The sequence below is a fragment of the Streptomyces sp. NPDC022910 genome (assembly GCF_055561075.1).
Genome location: NZ_JBVHHL010000058.1, coordinates 33746 through 51607, shown reverse-complemented (window position 1 = coordinate 51607; position 17862 = coordinate 33746). Strand labels below are relative to the sequence as shown.

Annotated in this window: 13 protein-coding genes and 2 pseudogenes; 7 read left to right on the top strand and 8 right to left on the bottom strand. The window is 69.2% G+C overall.

Going from position 1 to position 17862, the window contains the following annotated elements:
* Positions 1-65 precede the first annotated feature (65 nt).
* The 4 genes from ACZ3TS_RS34930 to ACZ3TS_RS34915 all read left to right on the top strand — a co-directional run bounded on the left by ACZ3TS_RS34930 (position 66) and on the right by ACZ3TS_RS34915 (position 5989).
* Positions 66-956, top strand: a complete 891-nt coding sequence (locus tag ACZ3TS_RS34930; protein WP_467625833.1) for an IS630 family transposase — start codon at positions 66-68, stop codon at positions 954-956.
* Positions 957-2695: 1739 nt separating this feature from the next.
* Complete coding sequence (locus ACZ3TS_RS34925) at positions 2696-3619, top strand: acetamidase/formamidase family protein (RefSeq protein WP_467625831.1); 924 nt, start codon at positions 2696-2698, stop codon at positions 3617-3619.
* Positions 3620-3941: 322 nt separating this feature from the next.
* A complete protein-coding gene (locus tag ACZ3TS_RS34920) occupies positions 3942-4091 on the top strand; it encodes a hypothetical protein (protein ID WP_467625830.1) in 150 nt (49 codons plus the stop codon).
* Positions 4092-4192: 101 nt separating this feature from the next.
* Positions 4193-5989, top strand: coding sequence for a gamma-glutamyltransferase family protein (locus ACZ3TS_RS34915; RefSeq protein WP_467625829.1), 1797 nt, complete (start codon positions 4193-4195; stop codon positions 5987-5989).
* Positions 5990-6068: 79 nt separating this feature from the next.
* Here the strand turns inward: ACZ3TS_RS34915 and ACZ3TS_RS34910 are convergent, their stop codons facing one another.
* The 8 genes from ACZ3TS_RS34910 to ACZ3TS_RS34875 form a co-directional block, all read right to left on the bottom strand.
* Positions 6069-7079: an ABC transporter ATP-binding protein gene (locus tag ACZ3TS_RS34910; RefSeq protein ID WP_467625828.1), complete on the bottom strand. Its 1011-nt coding sequence runs from the start codon at positions 7077-7079 to the stop codon at positions 6069-6071.
* Entirely contained in the window at positions 7076-8122 is a 1047-nt protein-coding gene (locus ACZ3TS_RS34905; RefSeq protein WP_467625826.1) for an ABC transporter ATP-binding protein, read from the bottom strand. The genes ACZ3TS_RS34910 and ACZ3TS_RS34905 overlap by 4 nt, the downstream gene beginning before the upstream one ends.
* Positions 8119-9027: an ABC transporter permease gene (locus ACZ3TS_RS34900; protein WP_467625825.1), complete on the bottom strand. Its 909-nt coding sequence runs from the start codon at positions 9025-9027 to the stop codon at positions 8119-8121. Before ACZ3TS_RS34900 ends, ACZ3TS_RS34905 begins: the two co-directional genes overlap by 4 nt.
* Entirely contained in the window at positions 9024-9980 is a 957-nt protein-coding gene (locus ACZ3TS_RS34895; protein WP_467625823.1) for an ABC transporter permease, read from the bottom strand. Before ACZ3TS_RS34895 ends, ACZ3TS_RS34900 begins: the two co-directional genes overlap by 4 nt.
* A gap of 11 nt (positions 9981-9991) precedes the next feature.
* Entirely contained in the window at positions 9992-11605 is a 1614-nt protein-coding gene (locus ACZ3TS_RS34890) for an ABC transporter substrate-binding protein (RefSeq protein WP_467625822.1), read from the bottom strand.
* Between the two features lie 134 nt (positions 11606-11739).
* On the bottom strand, positions 11740-13347 hold the full coding sequence (locus tag ACZ3TS_RS34885; protein ID WP_467625821.1) for an amidase family protein: 1608 nt from the start codon (positions 13345-13347) through the stop codon (positions 11740-11742).
* Positions 13348-13483: 136 nt separating this feature from the next.
* Positions 13484-14146, bottom strand: coding sequence for a hypothetical protein (locus tag ACZ3TS_RS34880; RefSeq protein ID WP_467625836.1), 663 nt, complete (start codon positions 14144-14146; stop codon positions 13484-13486).
* A gap of 638 nt (positions 14147-14784) precedes the next feature.
* A complete protein-coding gene (locus ACZ3TS_RS34875; RefSeq protein ID WP_467625819.1) occupies positions 14785-16563 on the bottom strand; it encodes a PucR family transcriptional regulator in 1779 nt (592 codons plus the stop codon).
* 194 nt (positions 16564-16757) lie between these two features.
* Between ACZ3TS_RS34875 and ACZ3TS_RS34870 the strand changes: the two genes are divergently transcribed.
* The 3 genes and pseudogenes from ACZ3TS_RS34870 to trxA all read left to right on the top strand — a co-directional run.
* Positions 16758-17198, top strand: a complete 441-nt coding sequence (locus ACZ3TS_RS34870) for a YflT domain-containing protein (RefSeq protein ID WP_467625818.1) — start codon at positions 16758-16760, stop codon at positions 17196-17198.
* Positions 17180-17401, top strand: a pseudogene (locus ACZ3TS_RS34865) (hypothetical protein); the annotation flags it as partial. The gene ACZ3TS_RS34870 and the pseudogene ACZ3TS_RS34865, both read left to right, overlap by 19 nt.
* Positions 17398-17853 (top strand): annotated as a pseudogene (gene trxA / locus ACZ3TS_RS34860) (thioredoxin); the annotation flags it as partial. The pseudogenes ACZ3TS_RS34865 and trxA, both read left to right, overlap by 4 nt.
* Between the last annotated feature and the right edge of the window lie 9 nt (positions 17854-17862).

Genomic DNA, 17862 nt, shown 5'->3' with positions numbered 1-17862 from the left:
CACCCCGACGACATGACCACGGATCCTGCCGCACCCACCCGCGACCTGTCACATCGTCAGGAGCCATGCAGGTCACCGACCTTCTGAATGCTTACACTCAGGTGCCGCCGCAGGTGCGGGCCCGGGTAATCGCTTTGACGAGGATGTCCCCGCCGGCGGAATCCGGCCTGTCGCACTGGTCGACGCGGACGCTGGCTGACCATCTGAAACGGCGGGAAAGCGTCTCGATTTCCTGGCATTACATCGCCCGCATCTGGCGTGAGGAGAGTCTGAAGCCGCACCGCTCGGGCACCTTCAAGATCTCGAAAGACCCGGCGTTCGCGGAGAAGGTCGCCGATGTCGTCGGTTTGTACCTGGCCCCGCCCGGTGGCGCCGTGGTGCTGTCGATCGACGAGAAGACGCAGGTGCAGGCCCTGGACCGGACCCAGCCAGTGCTGCCGGTGGCCTTCGCGGCCATCGAGAAGCGCACCCACGACTATGTGCGGCACGGCACCACGAACCTGTTCGCCGCGCTGAACGTCACGACCGGTGAAGTGCTGGGCGAGTGTAAACCGAACCGGAACGGAGCGAGCTTCCTGGCGTTCCTGAAGAAGGCCGTCAAGCCGCATGCGGGGAAGGAAATCCATGTCGTCCTGGACAACCTCTCCACGCACACCACTCCGGACGTGAAGGCTTGGCTGGCAAAAAACCCACACGTCCACTTCCATTTCACCCCCGTCGGATCCTCGTGGTTGAACCAGATCGAGATCTGGTTCGGGCTCATCACCCGACAGTCCATCCGCCGCGGCACGTTCGCAAGCGTCAACGTCCTGGTCAAACAGATCCGCGACTACATCAACTCCTGGAACGAGAACCCGAGACCCTTCATCTGGACCGCCACCGCCGACGAGATCCTCGCCAAGGTCCAACTCGTCCAGACCAGCGTGAAGAAACTCGTCAATAACAACTCGAAGTAACGCAATCAGGATCACGAGACACTAGTCCGTACGTGATGCCGGGAAGGGCATGAACGTAGGGGAGTGGCGAGTCGTGAGTGACTTTAGGTCCGAATAAGATCTTGCGGAAGTTCTCCGAAAGGAGCTTCTTTGGTGTCCCGGGAGCGAGGTCGTTGTTATTTCGGACGAGTTCCGAGGAGGTGAAGTCCAGGCCCTCGGCAAATGGGGCGAGTGTTCTTCAAGCCGTCGTAGTTGCACGGGGTTTGACGACGCTCGCCGTCAGTTGTGAGGTACTTGAAATGTAAAATCAACACGAGTGAGCGTCTCAGCCTGCGCACGGCAAACCAGAATAAATACTCCCGGGCAGGACGTCGCGGAGCATTTGGCTCCTCCCGTTTTCGGGTCCACTGATGCATTTTATTTGCTTTCGTTTCCATCTCTTTTCCCTCCCTGTACTGAGCCTTTGTCTGCACCGAGGCCGGTACGGTGCTGACGGGGCGTCAATCTCGATCTTGCATGAGGGGCCGTCAGCTTGCTGACGGCCCCTTTCTGCTCATTCAGAGCGGAGATTTCTGCTGGTGGGTAGGTCGAGGGCCCGGCTGTCACCACGGGTGGGCGCCGGGTTCCACGGCTCCGGGGTGGTGCTGCTCGCAGGGGCGGGACGCTGCTGGTCAGCCAGGGTCGGGAGGGCATCGAGCCGGGCGAGGGCGCTTGTGATGTCGTCGGTCCAGGGCCAGCGCTGTGCCAGGCGGAGGATGCGACGGTGGCCGCTGGTGACGAGCTGGGCAGCGGCGGAGAACAGCCGTCAACGCCAGCTCAGGGTCGCGCCGGAGACGGTCTTGGTTTCAAAGAAGTCTGCGGCCAGGATGGCATCGGCCTGGGAGCGGAGGAAGGCGGCCCAGGACTTCCGCATCCTTGGCCACAGGACCGCGCAGCACGGCAGCGGGCACCTTGGTCAGATTCCGGACGAGTGCGGTCACGATGGACAGCAGTATCGAAGGATCATCCCAGACGCCGTGCGAGCCCTGGAGTTGGCTGGGGAGCTGCAGTCAGACCCAGAACCGTATTTTCGAGCGGGACAAGGCCAGACGCGGCAGCACGGCACATCATGGTGCCGCCCGCGCCCTGCCCACGTGAAGACGGCGAGGGAAAGATCCAGATCCGGGGCCTGTGATCGACGATCAAGGCGCCTACCTGGCCGCTCCGGCTGCCGTGACGCCCAGTCCGACGATCACCGGTAACAAGGCGTTGACATGGCAGAAAAAGACAGGAGTCTAAATGGGCCAGGCGCCTGGCACTGAGCGGGGAGCCAACCTCGGACCATTGGATCGGAGCCATGGCACAGTCGCAGGAGCACGGCGGAGACCCGCGGTGACCGCCGGCCTCGCCATTCACCCACGCCCACGACTCCGCCGGACCTCCCGGCCCGGAGCCCGGAACCGCCAGGCGACCTCGGCTCCCGCCCCGTCACCGCGGACGGCCTCCAGGTGACCGCCGGACACCGCGAACCGGCGCACGGCAGCGCGAACGACCCGCTCGCCGGTCCACGCCGCCGGAACACCGCGGCATCACCGGCGCCGAGTTCCCCTCCCGATGCCGGTCCGGCGCCCGGCCGCGGCCTGCGCGCCTCCGCGCCACCGAAGACCTGCCGCTGGTGACGACCGGATGCCGCCAGGGGTATGAACCGCTCTCGCCGGCAGCCCGTCGGCCGAGGGAGGCAGCCCACCGCATCCCGACTCCGCTCGAAAGGTACTCCGACCTTGGCCGAATACCGACTGGACCCGACACCGGAGACGGTGACCGACGTCTTCTCCCACGAACTCTCCCCGGTGTTGAGCGTCGACCCGGGGGACACGGTCGTCGTCCGTTCCCTGGACGCGCACGGCTATCTCGAACGCCAGAAGACCCCCGGCGAGGCCCGGCCGAAGATGTTCGACGACTCGCGCGGGCACTGCCTGGCCGGACCGATCGAGGTGCGCGGCGCGCGACCCGGGACGGCCCTCGCGGTGCGCCTGGAGTCGCTGACCCCCGACGAATGGGGCTGGACCGTCGCCGCCGCGCACGACACCCCGCTGAACCGCCGGCTGGGGATGGGCGGCACCGACCCGTCCTGGCTGCTGTGGGAGCTCGACACCGAGCAGGGCACCGGCACCAACCAGTACGGACACACCGTCGGCCTGGCACCTTTCCTCGGCGTCATCGGGGTGCCGCCCGCGGAGCCGGGCGAGCACTCGACCGTCCCGCCCCGGGTGTACGGCGGCGGCAACATCGACTGCCGCGAACTCGTCGCCGGCTCCACCCTCTTCCTTCCGGTCACCGTGGACGGCGCGCTGCTGTGCGTCGGTGACGGCCACGCGGCCCAGGGCGACGGAGAGGTCTCCGGGACCGCCATCGAATGCGGCATGACCACCCGCTTCACACTGGACCTGGAACCCGCCCCGCCGGTTCCCACCGTGCACGCGGTGACCCCGACGGGCCGGATCACCTTCGGTTTCAGCGAGGACCTGAACGAGGCCTCCGCTCAAGCCCTGGACGCCATGCTGATCTGGATGCAGGCGTCCTACGGTCTGGAGCGGGCTGCCGCCCTGGCCCTCGCCAGCACCACCGTCGACCTGCGGGTCACCCAGGTGGTCAACCAGGTCTGGGGTGCCCACGCGATACTGGCGAACGGAGCTGTGCGGTGACCTGGAGGCCGGTTCTCCGCCGAACCGGTCGCCGCGGGACGGGCGTTCGCGTATGTCTACGCCGACTGGGGCTGAGCCAGGACTTCTATCGCCAGGGACTGCACCTGTCCGCGCTGGGGGCGCCGGATCTGGACACCTGCCTGATGACGGACCGGCAGGACAGGTTCGGCGCGCACGCGGTTCCCGACCTCCACGCGCAAGTGCTGACCTCGTTCCACGCCGACATCAGCGACAACCCCCAGTACGGCGGGGACCTGACCGCCGCGCTCAAGGCGATCAGCGCGAAGGTGCTGCTGCCGGGCGAGACCGACCCGTACTTCCGGTGGCCGACAACGCCGCCGACCTGCCGTACCTGGCTCACGCCGAACTGTGGCGCGTTCCAGCATCTGGCCACTGCGTGGGGAACCCGGCAGGCATTCCCGAGGACTTCGCCTTCCTGCGGGACCCCGTGCGCGACTGGCTGGACCGCTGACACATCCGGGGCGGCGCGGCACCCTGACCCGCCCCAGGGTTCGTCCGCCGCCGCCCGCCGGGGGTGCGCAGCCAGACCTCTACGAGAAGGAGGCTTTCCCCTTGTTCACCACCCGTCCCACCCTGCAGGGCACCTTCGGCATGGTGTCCTCCACCCACTGGCTGGCCTCGTCGGCGGCCATGGCCGTCCTGGAGGACGGAGGGAACGCGTTCGACGCCGCGGTCGCGGCCGGATTCGTCCTGCATGTCGTCGAGCCGCATCTCAACGGTCCCGGCGGTGATCTGCCGCTCATCTTCGCACCGGCCGGCGCCGAACCGACCGTGATCTGCGGTCAGGGCCCCGCGCCCGCCGGTGCCACCATCGCCCACTACGCAGGGCTCGGCCTGGAACTGGTCCCGGGCACCGGCCCGCTGGCCGCCGCCGTGCCCGGCGCGTTCGACGCCTGGATGCTGCTGCTGCGCGACCACGGCACCAAGCGCCTCGCCGACGTGCTCGAGTACGCGATCGGTTACGCCGAGGAGGGGCACCCGGCCGTCGAACGGATCGGCCTGACCGTGGAGTCGGTGCGCGAGCTGTTCGAGAACGAGTGGACCACCTCCGCCGAGGTCTATCTGCCCGGCGGCAGGTCGCCCGCGGCCGGCGCGCTGTTCAAGAACCCGGCGCTGGCGGCGACCTGGCGACGGATCATCGCCGAGGCGGAGGCCGCCGGATCCGGCCGGGAGGCCCAGATCGACGGGGCCCGGCGCGCCTGGCGGGAGGGCTTCGTTGCGGAGGCGCTGGCCGAGTTCGCCGCCAAGCCCGTCATGGACACCTCGGGCGAGCGGCATGCCGGCACCCTGACCGGCGAGGACCTGGCCGGCTGGTCGGCCGGCTACGAGTCCCCCGTCACCTACGACTGGAACGGCTGGACGGTCGCCAAGGCCGGTCCGTGGAGCCAGGGTCCGTCGTTCCTGCAGCAGCTCGCCCTGCTGCCCGAGGACGTCCCGGCGTACGGCAGCCCCGACTACGTCCACACCCTCATCGAGGGCACCAAGCTGGCGATGGCCGACCGTGAGGCCTGGTACGGCGACGCGGCCGACGTCCCCCTGGACGACCTGCTGTCGGACGACTACAACGCCGCACGGCGCGCCCTGATCGGTGAGACCGCTTCCAGAGAACTGCGTCCCGGCAGCCCCGGCGGCCGGGACCCCCGGATCGCCAAGTACGCGCTGCACGCGGCCCTGGGCGGGGCCACCATCGCCGGTCCGGCGGCCGTGGGCGCCGGTGAGCCGACCGTCGCCAAGGACGGCTCGACCCGGGGCGACACCTGCCATCTGGACGTGGTGGACCGCTGGGGCAACATGATCGCCGCCACCCCGAGCGGCGGCTGGCTGCAGTCCAACCCGGTCGTTCCCTCCCTGGGCTTCCCGCTCGGCACCCGGCTGCAGATGAACTGGCTGGAGCCCGGTCTGCCCAACTCCCTGACGCCGGGACGCCGCCCGCGTACCACGCTCTCCCCCTCGATGGCACTGCGCGGCGGCACTCCGGTGATGGCGTTCGGCACCCCGGGCGGCGACCAGCAGGACCAGTGGAGCTTCCACTTCTTCCTCGCGGTCGCGCTGCGCGAGCAGGTGCGCGGCGGGCTGGATCTGCAGGGCGCCATGGACGCGCCGAACTGGCACACCGACAGCTTCCCCAGTTCCTTCTACCCCCGGGGCACGCAGCCGGGCGGTGTGACGGTGGAGGAGCGGATCGGCGAGGCCGTGATCGAGGACCTGCGCCGCCGGGGCCACGATGTGACGGTGGCCGAGCCCTGGTCGGAGGGGCGTCTGTGCGCCGTCGCCCGGGATCCCGAGCAGGGAGTCCTGTCGGCCGCGGCCAACCCGCGCGGCATGCAGGGCTACGCGGTCGGCCGGTAACGGCAGTCGCGAACACGACACGAGGGGCCGCCCCTGCGGGTGGCCCCTAGTGTCGTGGGCTGCGGGATGCTGCCCGGGATCAGCCGGCCACGGCGGACGATCCCGGCTCCGCCGCCTTTTCCTCCTGCGTACCGGCCGGATTGACCAAGTGGCAGGCGACCGCGTGGCCGGTGCCGAGGAGTTCCGGCGACCGGGTGCGGCAGATGTCCACCGCGACCGGGCAGCGGGTGTGGAACCGGCAGCCGGCCGGCGGGTCGATCGGGCTGGGGATGTCGCCCCCGAGCACGACCCGCTCCCTCCGGCGCTGTTCGGCCGGGTCCGGCACCGGAGCGGCGGACAGCAGGGCCTGGGTGTACGGGTGCTGCGGATCGCTGAAGATCTGCTCGCGGGGCCCGGTCTCCACGATCTTGCCGAGGTACATCACCGCGATCCGGTCGGCCAGGAACTCCACCACCGACAGGTCATGGGTGATGAACAGGCAGGAGAAGCCCATGTCCTGCTGGAGGTCGCTGATCAGGTTGAGCACCGACGCCTGGACCGACACGTCGAGCGCGGAGACCGGTTCGTCGGCCACCACCAGTTTGGGCTCCAGCACCAGCGCGCGGGCCAGGCCCACGCGCTGGCGCTGCCCGCCGGACAGCTCGTGCGGGTAGCGGGTCCGCATCTCCGCGCGCAGGCCGACGCGTTCCAGCATCGTCGCGGCCCGCTCGTCCGCGTCGCGGCCCCGCGCCACCTTGTGGGCCAGCAGTGGTTCGCTGACGATCCGACCGATCATGAAGCGCGGGTTGAGCGAGGAGAACGGGTCCTGGAAGACCATGTGCATGTCGCGGCGGAGCGGCAGCAGCATGCGGCGCGACAGCCGGGTGATGTTGCGTCCGTCCAGCGCGACGGTGCCCGAGGTGGGGTCGGTCAGCCGCAGGACGCACTTGCCGATGGTCGACTTCCCACTTCCTGACTCCCCCACCAGGCCCAGCACTTCGCCCCGGCCGATGGTCAGCGACACACCGTCGACGGCGTGCACGACCTTGCCGCGGCCGCCGGCCGGATAGTGCTTGACCAGGTCCGTCACTTCGAGGACGTTCCCCTTCACCGGCCACCTCCTGGAGCGGGTACTTCGGTCACCTCGGGACCTTCGAGTGGTTCTGGCGCGGCGGATTCGCGTGTCACCGGGTGGAAGCAGGCCGCCAGATGACCGTCCCCGTGTGCGGTGAGTTTCGGCCGGGAGGCGGCGCAGTCGTCCTGCGCGGAGGCGCAGCGCGGGCGGAAGGCGCACTCGTCCGGGTCGGCGAACGGCCGCGGAACCATGCCGGGGATCTCGGTGAGGCGCCGTCGGCCGTCCGCCGCGGTGGTGGCGGCCGACGGGATCGCGCCCATCAGGCCGACCGTGTACGGGTGCCGCGGCCGGCTGAACAGCTCCTCGACCGGGGCCTGTTCGACGGCTCGGCCGGCGTACATCACCACCGCCCGGTCCGCGATGTCGGCGACCACCCCGAGGTCGTGGGTGATCAGGATGACGGCGGTGCCCAGCCGGTCCCGCAGATCGCGGAACACGTCGAGCACACCAGCCTGGATGGTGACATCCAGGGCGGTGGTCGGCTCGTCGGCGATCAGTACCCGGGGCGAACAGGCGACGGCGATGGCGATCACCACGCGCTGCCGCATCCCGCCTGAGAGCTGGTGCGGATACTCCTTGATCCGCCGGCCGGGGGCCGGTATGCCCACCAGGTCGAGCAGTTCGACGGCGCGGTCACGGGCTGCCGGCCGGGACAGGCCCTCGTGCCGGCGCAGCACCTCGGCGATCTGGAAGCCGATGGAGAAGCCCGGGTTGAGGGACGTCATCGGTTCCTGGAAGACGACCGAGACGTCCTTGCCCCGTACCTCCCTCATCTCCTTCTCGGTCAGGTCCGTCAGCTCGCGTCCAGCCAGCCTCACCGAGCCGGACAGCTTGGTGGACCCGGGCGGCAGCAGCCGCGGTACGGAGAGCGCGGTGACGGACTTGCCGGACCCGGACTCGCCGCAGAGCGCGAGGATCTCTCCCTGCTCCAGCTCCAGCGAGACCCCTTTGACGGCATGGACGTCTCCGTCTTCGGTGTCGAAGGACACCTTGAGGTCGGCGATTTCAAGGAGGCTCATCGGCCACTCCTGGGATCGAGGACGTCCCGCAGGCCGTCCCCCAGCAGATTGAATCCGAGGGTCGTGATCGCGATCATGACACCGGGCCAGACGGCGAGCCCCGGCGCCTGGTCCAGGAACTGCTGGGCGTCGGTGAGCATGACCCCCCAGGAGGGCGTCGGAGGCTGTACGCCGAGGCCCAGGAAGGACAGGGTGGACTCGCCGATGACTGCGGCCGGGATCCCGACGGTGGCCTGCACGATCAGCGCGTCGGCAGCGCTGGGGAGCACATACCGGTACAGGATTCCCATGTCGCCGACGCCGTCCACGACGGCCGCCGCCACATAGTCGGTCTCGCGGGCGGCCAGCACCTCGCCCCGGGTGATCCGGACGATCCCGGGGATCTGGGCGACCCCGAGCGCGATGACGACGTTGCGCAGCGAGGGCCCCAGGATGGCGGCCATGCCCACGGCGAACACCAGCGCGGGGAACGCCAGCACCACGTCGACCAGCCGCATCACCACCGGGTCGAGGACCTTGCGGTAGAAACCGGCCACCAGACCGACCGGCACGCCGACCACCATCGCCAACGCGGTGGAGAAGACCCCCGCCTCCAGCGAGGTACGCGCGCCGTGGGCGATCCGGGCCAGGACGTCGCGGCCCAGGTCGTCGGTGCCCAGCGGATGGGCGCCGGAGGGCGGAGCCAAGGTCGCCGCGTAGTCCTGGGCCGCCGGGTCGCCGGTGACCAGCGGCCCGACGACGGCGAGCACCAGGAACAGCGCGACCATCACCAGTCCGGCCATGGCCATCGGACGGCGTCGGAAACGCCGCCACCGGCGGGCGAGGTGGCTCGCCCGTCCGGGTGCCTTCGCGGGGGCGGGTTTCTCCTGGTCGCCCGATACCGGGGAGAGCAGCTGTTCGGTCACCGGGCACCTCCTGACAGCCTGATCCGCGGGTTCAACAGTGCGTAGGCGACATCCACCAGGAGGTTCACCACGACGTAGCCCACGACGGTCACCAGCACCACGGACTGGATGACCGGATAGTTGCGGTCCAGCACGGCATCGACGGTCAGCTTGCCGAACCCCGGGATGACGAAGATCGACTCGGTCACGACCGCACCGCTGATCAGTTCCCCGAGCTGGAGGCCGAGGATCGTCACGACCGTGGTCAGGCTGTTGCGCAGGGCGTGCACCCCGATGACCTTGCCCTCCGCGATGCCCTTCGCGCGGGCGGTTCTGGTGTAGTCGGCGGCCAGCGAGTTCAGCATCGCCGCCCGGGTCTGCCGCATCAGCACCGCCGCGAACCCCGTGCCGAGCACCGCGACGGGCAGGATCAGCCGGCGCAGGTTCTCCACCGGGTCGTCGGAGAACGCGACGAACCCGGAGGCGGGCAGCCAGTGCAGGTTCACCGCGAACAGCAGGATGCCCAGCAGACCCAGCCAGAAGTGCGGAACCGAGAGCCCGACCAGGCCGAAGGCGGTGGCGACGTAGTCGGCCGGCCGGCCCCGGCGGGCGGCTGCGATCACACCGGACAGCACGCCGATGCCGATCGCCACGATCATGGAGAGCAGGGACAGTTCGAAGGTGATCGGCAGCCGCTCCATCAGGATGCCGACGACCGGCAGCCCGTCCTTGGTGGACCTGCCGAGGTCACCGTGGAGCAACTGCCCCAGATAGTCGACGTATTGCAGCGGCAGCGGCTTGTCGAGACCGTACTGGTGCCGGATCGCGGCGATCACATCCGGCCCGGCCTCCTGCCCGGCGAGCACCCTGGCGGGGTCGCCGGGCAGCGCCCTGATCCCGAAGAAGATCAGGACGCTGGCCAGGAAGAGGACGATGACCGCCGCTCCGGCACGGCGCAGAACGAACAGGGCCACGAAGGATCGCCCTACTTGCCGTCCGCCGTGTAACCGGCGGTCCTGAAGCGCGGGAGTCCGTCGGCGTAGTACTCCACGCCGGCGATGTTCTTGTTCAGACCCATGTAGTACTCGGAGTGGTAGAGGTAGATGATCCCGCGCACTTCCATCAACCGCTGGACCGCCTGGGCGTACAGGGCCTTGCGCTTCGCCGGGTCGGACTCGGCGGCCGCCTGCGCGATCGGCTCGTCGATCTTCGGGTCGGTGACACCGCTGTAGTTGATGGCGCCGCCGCCGGTGACCAGGCTGGTGAGGTTGCCGTCCGGGTCGACCCGTCCCGACCATGCCTCGACCATGGTGTCGAAGGTGCCTGCCGCGCCTTGCTCCAGGCCGGTGGCGAAGTCGATCGGCCGCACCTTCACGGTGAAGCCGGCCTCCTTGGTCATGCTCTGGATGACCTGGCCGAGCCTGATGTCCGTGCTGTCGTCGGGCACCTGGAGGGTCACCGGGATGGGCGTCTTGACCCCGGACTGCTTGACCAGTGCCTTGGCCTTGGCGACATCGTGCGGGGTGCAGGTCGTCTTGGTGCGGAACTCGCTCTTCAGCGGGATCGGGCTGCAGTCCGGCTGGTAGAGCCCGTTGTATACGGCCTTGTTGATGGCCTCGCGGTCCAGGGCCAGTTCGAACGCCTCACGTAGCTCCGGATGCTGGGCCAGTGGTGTGTCGACCTTGCCGGGCGGCTTCGTGGAGCCGTTGGCGTTGGAAACGTTGATCTCGATCGAGCCGAAGCCGAGCCCACCGCCCGCGACCACCTTGAGGTTCGGGTCGCTCTCCAGCCCGTTCACCGAGGTGGTGGCCAGGCTGTCGGCTATCTGGATATCGCCGGACTTCAAGTTCGCGGCTCGCACATTGGGGTCAACAATGATCTTGTAAACGACGCGGTCGAGCTTCACCTTGGACTTGTCGTAGTAATAAGGCGACTTCTTGACCACGATCTGGCTGCCGGAGGTTCGGCTCTCGAACTGAAACGGTCCGGCACAGACCGGCGCGGTACCGAAGTTGTCACCAAGCTTGTCGAGCGCGGTCGGCGACATGATCATGCCGGCGCGGTCGGCGAGCTGGGCGGTGAGCGGGGTGAACGGCTTCGACAGCGTGAGTTTCACCGTGGTCGGGTTCACCACGGTGACACCGGAGACAGAAGCCAGGTCCTGCCGGCGGGCGGACTTCGACCACGTACGGTGCCGGTCCAGGGACTTCTTGACCGCCGCCGCGTCGAACGGCGTGCCGTCGTTGAACTTGATGCCGCTGCGCACCTTGATGGTGGCGGTCTTGCCGTCCGCCGACATCTGCGGAAGCGAGGTGGCCAGCATCGGCACCAACTTGGACTGGGCGTTGATGTCGTAGAGCTTGTCGCAGATGCTCGCGAACACCTCACGCCCCACCAGGGTGGTGCCGGTACTCGGGTCGAGCGCGTCCGGGTCCGCGTTCAGCGCGATGGTGAGCGTGCCGCCGGTCTTCACGGCGCGGTTGTCGGAGGCGGCACGGGAGGGCGCCGTGGTGGTGCCGCCGCTGTCCGAACTGGAACAGGCGGACAGAGCGGTGAGGGACGCGAGGACGAGTGCGGCTGTCAGCCGGCGGACTTGCATGGACGAACTCCTTTTCACCGACCGCGAGTCGGTGGATGTGCGCGATCCGGTAGGGGCGGGGGCGGCGCAACCGCACCCGGCGCGATGCTCGGGTACGGGAGTACAGGGGTACGGCGGGTAAGGCGGCGGGTCGTCTACAGAGCGGCGGAACGGAAGAGGCTGGGGTTGACCGCCGAGGGGGGCCTGCGGAGCTCGGTCGCCTGCTCGAAGTCGTAGGCGTAGCCGATGAGCGTCGGCTCGCTCCACGCCTGGCCCAGGAAGGCGATGTTGAACGGCCTGCGATTGGCGGCCTGGTACCCGGCGGGGACGCTGACCGAGGGGTAGCCGGCCTTGGCCCCGATGACCGCACTGCCCGAGTTCGGGAACAGCAGGGCGGTCACGTCGTGTTCGCGCATCAGCGCGTCGATGCGGTCCTTGCTGTCCGCCAGGTCCTGGGCCCGGTCCGCCTTGTACTTCACGGTGTCGGCGCTGTCCGGGCCGAGGTCGACGGCCTGCGAGGCGGCCGCGAGTACCTGGCCGAACTTCAGCGCAGCGTCGGCGTGCGCCTCGTTGTAGGCGATGACATCGGCCAGCGTCTTCACCGGGGCGTCGTCCGGCAGCCGCGACAGGTAGGCGTTGAGGTCACGCTTGAACTCGTAGCTGAGCACCGAGGAGTCGTCGAGATAGTGGGTGGGGGCGTCGAGTACGACATCGACGAGGACGGCGCCGCGCTCCTCCAGGGCCGTCAGCGCCGCGTCCCACAGGGCGCGGTTGTCGGTGCCCTCGTCGGGCGCCTGGCTGGTGACCACACCGACCCTGGCGCCGCTCAGGGCCGTGTCGGACAGGTCCTCGGTGAAGTCATGGCCGACGAGCGGGTTCTCCGCGGTGGCCGGGTCCTCCGGGTCGGTGCCGGTGAGGACGGTGAGCAGCGCGGCGGCGTCGGCCACCGTGCGGGTCAGCGGGCCGGCGGTGTCCTGGCTGGCGGCGATCGGCACGATCCCGGTGCGGCTGATCAGCCCGACGGTCGGCTTGATGCCGACGGCGGAGTTGGCCGCAGCCGGGCTGAGGATGGAACCGGCCGTCTCGGTGCCGATGGTGACGGTGGCGAGGCCCGCCGCCGCGGCGACACCGGAGCCGGCGCTGGAGCCGCTGGGCGTCTGGCTGGCGTCGTACGGATTGACCACCTGCCCGCCCAGCGAGCTGTAGCCGCTGGGCATCCCGGTGGTGAGGTAGTTGGCGAACTCGGTGAGGTTGAGCTTGCCCAGGACGACAGCGCCGGCTTCCCGCAGCAGTTCCACCAGGGCGGCGTCCCCGCCGGGACGGGAATGCTCCAGGGCCAGCGAACCCGCCGTGGTGGGCACGCCCGCGACGTCGATGTTGTCCTTGACGAGCACGGGAATGCCGAGCAAGGGACTGCCCGGGCCGTCGCTCTTACGCCGTTCGTCGGCGGCCTTCGCCTCCTTCAGCGCGTCCGGGTTGACGGCGCGCACCGAGTTCAGCGCGGGCCCGTGCACGTCGACCGCCTCGATGCGGTCCAGATAGGCCTGGGTAAGCGCGGCGCTGGTGATCCGGCCGGACTCCAGCAACCGGGTCAGCTCGCCCACCGTCGCCGTCTCCAGGTCGGCCGGGAAGGGTCCCTCGGCCGGCTCGGGTTCCGAAACGGCCGCCTCGGAACCGGACTCCGCGGTGGTGGGCGCGGATCCGCCGGAGGCGTCCGGCAGAGCGCGGGTCAGCTGACCATGGCGAGCGGTTACCAGACGCATGAGCCGATCGGTAATGATGTCGCGCTCCCAACTAGGCTCGTTTTCAACGACCCATCGGGCGTTCATGGAAGCCGCGATGTGTCTCAGCGCCATTTCCCGTCGGAGACGATCGTGTTGCCAAGTCGTTCTTGAACCGTCAGATAGGTGGAATTTCGCGCCGGCTGCCCGGAACCATCACGGCATCCCCACTAAGGGCTTGCAGATCAACAAGGTGCTGCACTACCGATCGACGGAGCAGGACTTCGCCTCGTTCGCTGACCTGGCGCGTCCTGTTCGCCTTCACCGCGATCGCCTTCACCACCGTCGCCGTCGAAGTGGTCGATGCCCTCTCCGACGGACTGTTCAAAGCCGCCAACCTGGATATCGCCACGGCGGTCCGCCTGGGCTGCAACGCCCGCTCCGCGAAGGGTGTCGAGCGATCCTCGCTGCCCAGCGTGTTCAAGCACAACCTGCTGGGCCGTACCTGGACGGGTACGCCGGCGAGGGCCGCTACGGAAGTGGCGAGTCCGGATCGGCAGAGATCGCCATGAAGGTCGCGTCCAAACACCGCTCTCAGCACGATCTGCACTGGACGTGCTTCTTCACCGAGGTTGACGCCAAGTCGGTGGCCCGTCTGGAGACGGTCGCGGACATCTACCGCAAGCGAGGCGTCGACGCGCGGGTACCACCAAGCATCCCGGGCGCGGGCTACCGAGTCACCGAACACCCACAACCCGTGCTGGCGCCACGTGCCGAACACCAGGTGATACACGGGCTTGTGGTGCGGGGCCCGGGCCACCGGCACGGACCGCACCAGCATGCCGGTAGCGTCTGCCAGGCGCCGCGCGTAATCCGGTGCCTGCTGGCCCAGCGCATCGGACAGCTCACCGAACAGATCGAGTCGACGTCAACCCGGGATGCTGTTCATCACAAAAGGAGCGTCACCCGGGCCTCGACATCGCGTGGCTGTGTGCAGCGGCGGAGGAGATCTTCTCCCAGATTTCTCTCACGGACCGCGAGGTGCCGCAGCGGTAGCACCTGACACATCGCGTTGGATGGGCGAGTTTGCAGCCTGCTTCAGGGCGCCTTGGTGGGGGCGCCGCCCGCCACGCGCTCGGCGCGGACTTGGCGGAGCATGCGCAGTACTTCGTCGAGGACGTTGTCCGGCTTGTCCGTCTCCAGGACGAGTGCCGCTTCTCCATGCCGCGGCGGACCAGGCGATGGACCACGCGGCCCGGGCCCACCTTGAAGAGATCGCTCAGCACTTCCGCCGGCGCCCGCCCCGGTCCGCGGCCCCTCCGCCGGCCGCCACCGCGCCCGCAGTCGCTGATTCCGTCTGCGGACCGGGCCGGCCCGCCGAGACCACCAGCAAGGGCTACCCACCCACTGCAGCGCTGTCGCAGGGCAGCCCGACCAACTGCCGCCCGGTATCGCTTGCACAACAGTTCTAGCAGAGCATCAGCAGGGTCCGCCCAGCACGATCTTCCACACTCGGGTCGCCACCTGGAGGTTGAGCCGGTCCTCGACGTTCGCGAGGTCGTTGCCGCTGATGTCGCGGATGCGCTGGAGCCGATAGCGCAGCGTGCTGCGGTGGATCGAGAGGGATTCGGCGGTCTCGTCGTAGTTGCCGCCGCAGTCGAAGTACCGGGACAGGGTCTCCACCATGGCCGCGTGGTGCCGGGAGTCGTAGTCGATGAGCTGCCCGAGCCACTCGTGGACGAACCTCTCCAGTTCCCGGTAATCGTTGCCAGGTCCCAGGATGCGGTAGAGGCCAAGCTCGTCGAAGAACGTCGTGCCGTAGCGCTCGCGGGAGTGGCGGCGCACGTCCAGGGCGCGCTGCGCCTCCTGGTAGCGGCGGGGGATGTCGTCCAGGGAGTCGCAAGGGGCGCTCACCCCGATCGTCCCGGACCGTGTCCCGGTCTCCCGGGCGAGCGCCTCGTACAGCGCGCGGGTGTGCGGCCTGTCGTCGGCGACCAGGACCACGTGGTCGGAGCGTCGGGTCAGCAGCGAGCGCATGCCCACGGCAGAGGCCGCCCGGCCCACGGTCTGCGCGAAGGAATCGTCCGCAGTCCGGTTCGACCACTGCACCACGACGATGTAGTGGCTGCGGTGCAGGTCGTGTCCGACGGCCTCGGACCGGGCGTAGGCGCTCGCCTCGTCCGTCCCTGCCAGGAGGTCGTCGACCAGCTCGCGGTGCAGCCTCAGCTCCACTTCGGCCAGATTGCGCAGGTGCGCCATCTCCAGGGCGAGCGACGTGGCGGCGTGTTCCATTGCGAACACGGTGTGCTCATCGGCCTCGCGCCGGGCATCGACCAGGGCCAGCACGCCCAGGATCTCGCCGTGGGGGCGGACCAGGGTGATCAGCCGGTCCTTGATCCGCACCGGCCCGATCTCTCGGGCGACGGCGTGCAGCATTTCGTCCTGGCGCACGGGGTCCGGTTCCGGATAGGGATCGGGGCGGCTGGGGCCGGTCCAGGACCTCAGCCGACCGAAGCGGTCCTCGACCAGCGCGGGGAGTCCGGTGAGCCCGTGCAGTGCGCGGGTGACGGCTTCCTCGCCGCCGCCCGAGGCAGCGACGTCGGTCATGAGCGCGTGAACGGCCCGCTGGTACCCCAGCTCGGCCACGACAGAGATCAGCTGCCGCTGGAGGGCTGTGCGTTCCTCCCTGAGCCGGTGCAGCTCCAGCGCGTCCTCGCGTTGGCGGCGGTGTGCGAAGGCGACCGACAGAGCAGCAGCGGTGTGCCGGACGAGTATGGCGAGCAGGGGGCGCTCGGCCTCGGTGGGCTGGCGGTGCGACGTCACCACGAGGTAGCCGTGGAGTCTCTCAAGTCCGCGCAGCCCCAGCGCCCGGCCCCAGGGCCTGCCGGGTACGGTCACAGGTCCGTCCTGCCCGGCCAGCTCCCGCACCCTCCGGTCCACGGCCAAGGCATGGATCCGCCCGTTCGTCGGGCTGGGGACCAAATCGCTGTCCACCCTGAGGTATCCGGCCTCCGCGCGGTATGGCCCTGCGGCGGCTATGTGGTCCATGGCCAGGCGCAGGATCTCGCCTTCGTCCCGGGTGTCGAACAGGGCGCTGGAGAGCACCATCAGTGCGTGGAGGGCATGGTCGGCTGGGGTTGGGGGTGGGTGGGGCCCTCTCCGCGCGGCCATGGGGGGCCGTCCGGCGCTGCCCCACGGAAGGCTGCCCTCCCGGCCGGAGCGGCGGCGGTACAGATTGTGTGCCCGGCTGCCAGCCATGGGATCATTCCGTTCTCCCGGGCCTTCACGGAGGCGAGCGGTGCTTCGGGTACCCGCTCTCGGGCCGACTCATCCGAGATATTCGGATTCTTCCTCCGTACTCGTGGGGCGACCGGACCCGTGCATTTCTGACCCGCCAGGCGCAGGCGTGGAGCCATTCGGCTCGCCAGCCTGGGGAGTGTTCGAAACCCTCCGTGCGCACCGGCAGGAAGGGCTGGGCGATGATCGAGCGGCATCGCAGGGCGGTTGCCTCGTACAAGACGTACCGGGAAGCCGAACGCGCCGTTGACCTCCTGTCTGACCGTGGGATTCCCGTGGAGAGGGTGACGATCACCGCCCAGTACATACGCGTGGTCGAGCAGGTGATCGGCCCGATGAACTACGGCAGGGCCGCCCTTCACGGGACGGCGAGCGGTGCGCTCCCCGGTGTCCTGATCGGCTGGCTGTTCGGCCACGCGAACTGGCTCGGCCCCGTCGTCTCCGCCCTGCTCCTCGCCCTGTACGGGCTGATCTTCGGAGCTGTCGTCGGCGCGCTGTACGGCATGCCGCTGCACGCCCTGCAGGGCCGTCGCCGGGCTCTCGCCTCGCTCCGCTCGATGCAGCCGAGCCGGTACGAGACGTGGCACGAGAGTTGATCGCCCACCAGGGCTACGACCCGGTGTACGGGGCCCGGCCGCTGCGCCGCTACATCTCCCACGAGGTCGAGACACTGGTCGGGCGCGCCCTGCTGCGCGGTGACGTCCAGGACGGCGCGACGGTGCGCGTCGACGCCGAACACGGAGAGCTGGTGGTCACCTACGACCAGCCCGAGGACGTGAAGGGAGCGAGGGCGGCGTGAGTACCATGCAGGCCACCAACGTCACCTGCCCGCACTGCGGGCGCACCAACCGGGTACCCGTGGCCGCCGAGGGCCGCCCCAGGTGCGGCAACTGCAAGCAGCCGCTGCCGTGGATGGCCGACGCGGGCGACGACGACTTCACCGAGGTCGTCGAGCAGGCCACCGTGCCCGTCGTCGTCGACCTGTGGGCCACCTGGTGCGGCCCCTGCCGCATGGTGAGCCCCGCGCTGGAGGAGGTCGCCGCCGATCTCGCAGGAACGATCAAGCTGGTCAAGGTCGACATCGACAAGAACCCGCGCCTGGCGCGGCGGTTCGAGGTCCAGGCCGTACCGACGCTGCTGGTCCTCGACAAAGGACAGACCATCGCCCGGCAGTCGGGTGCCGCACCTGCCCCTGCCCTGCGGCGGTGGGTGGAGCAGTCGATCGCGGGCCGCGAACCGGCCGGGAAAGGGTTATCAGCC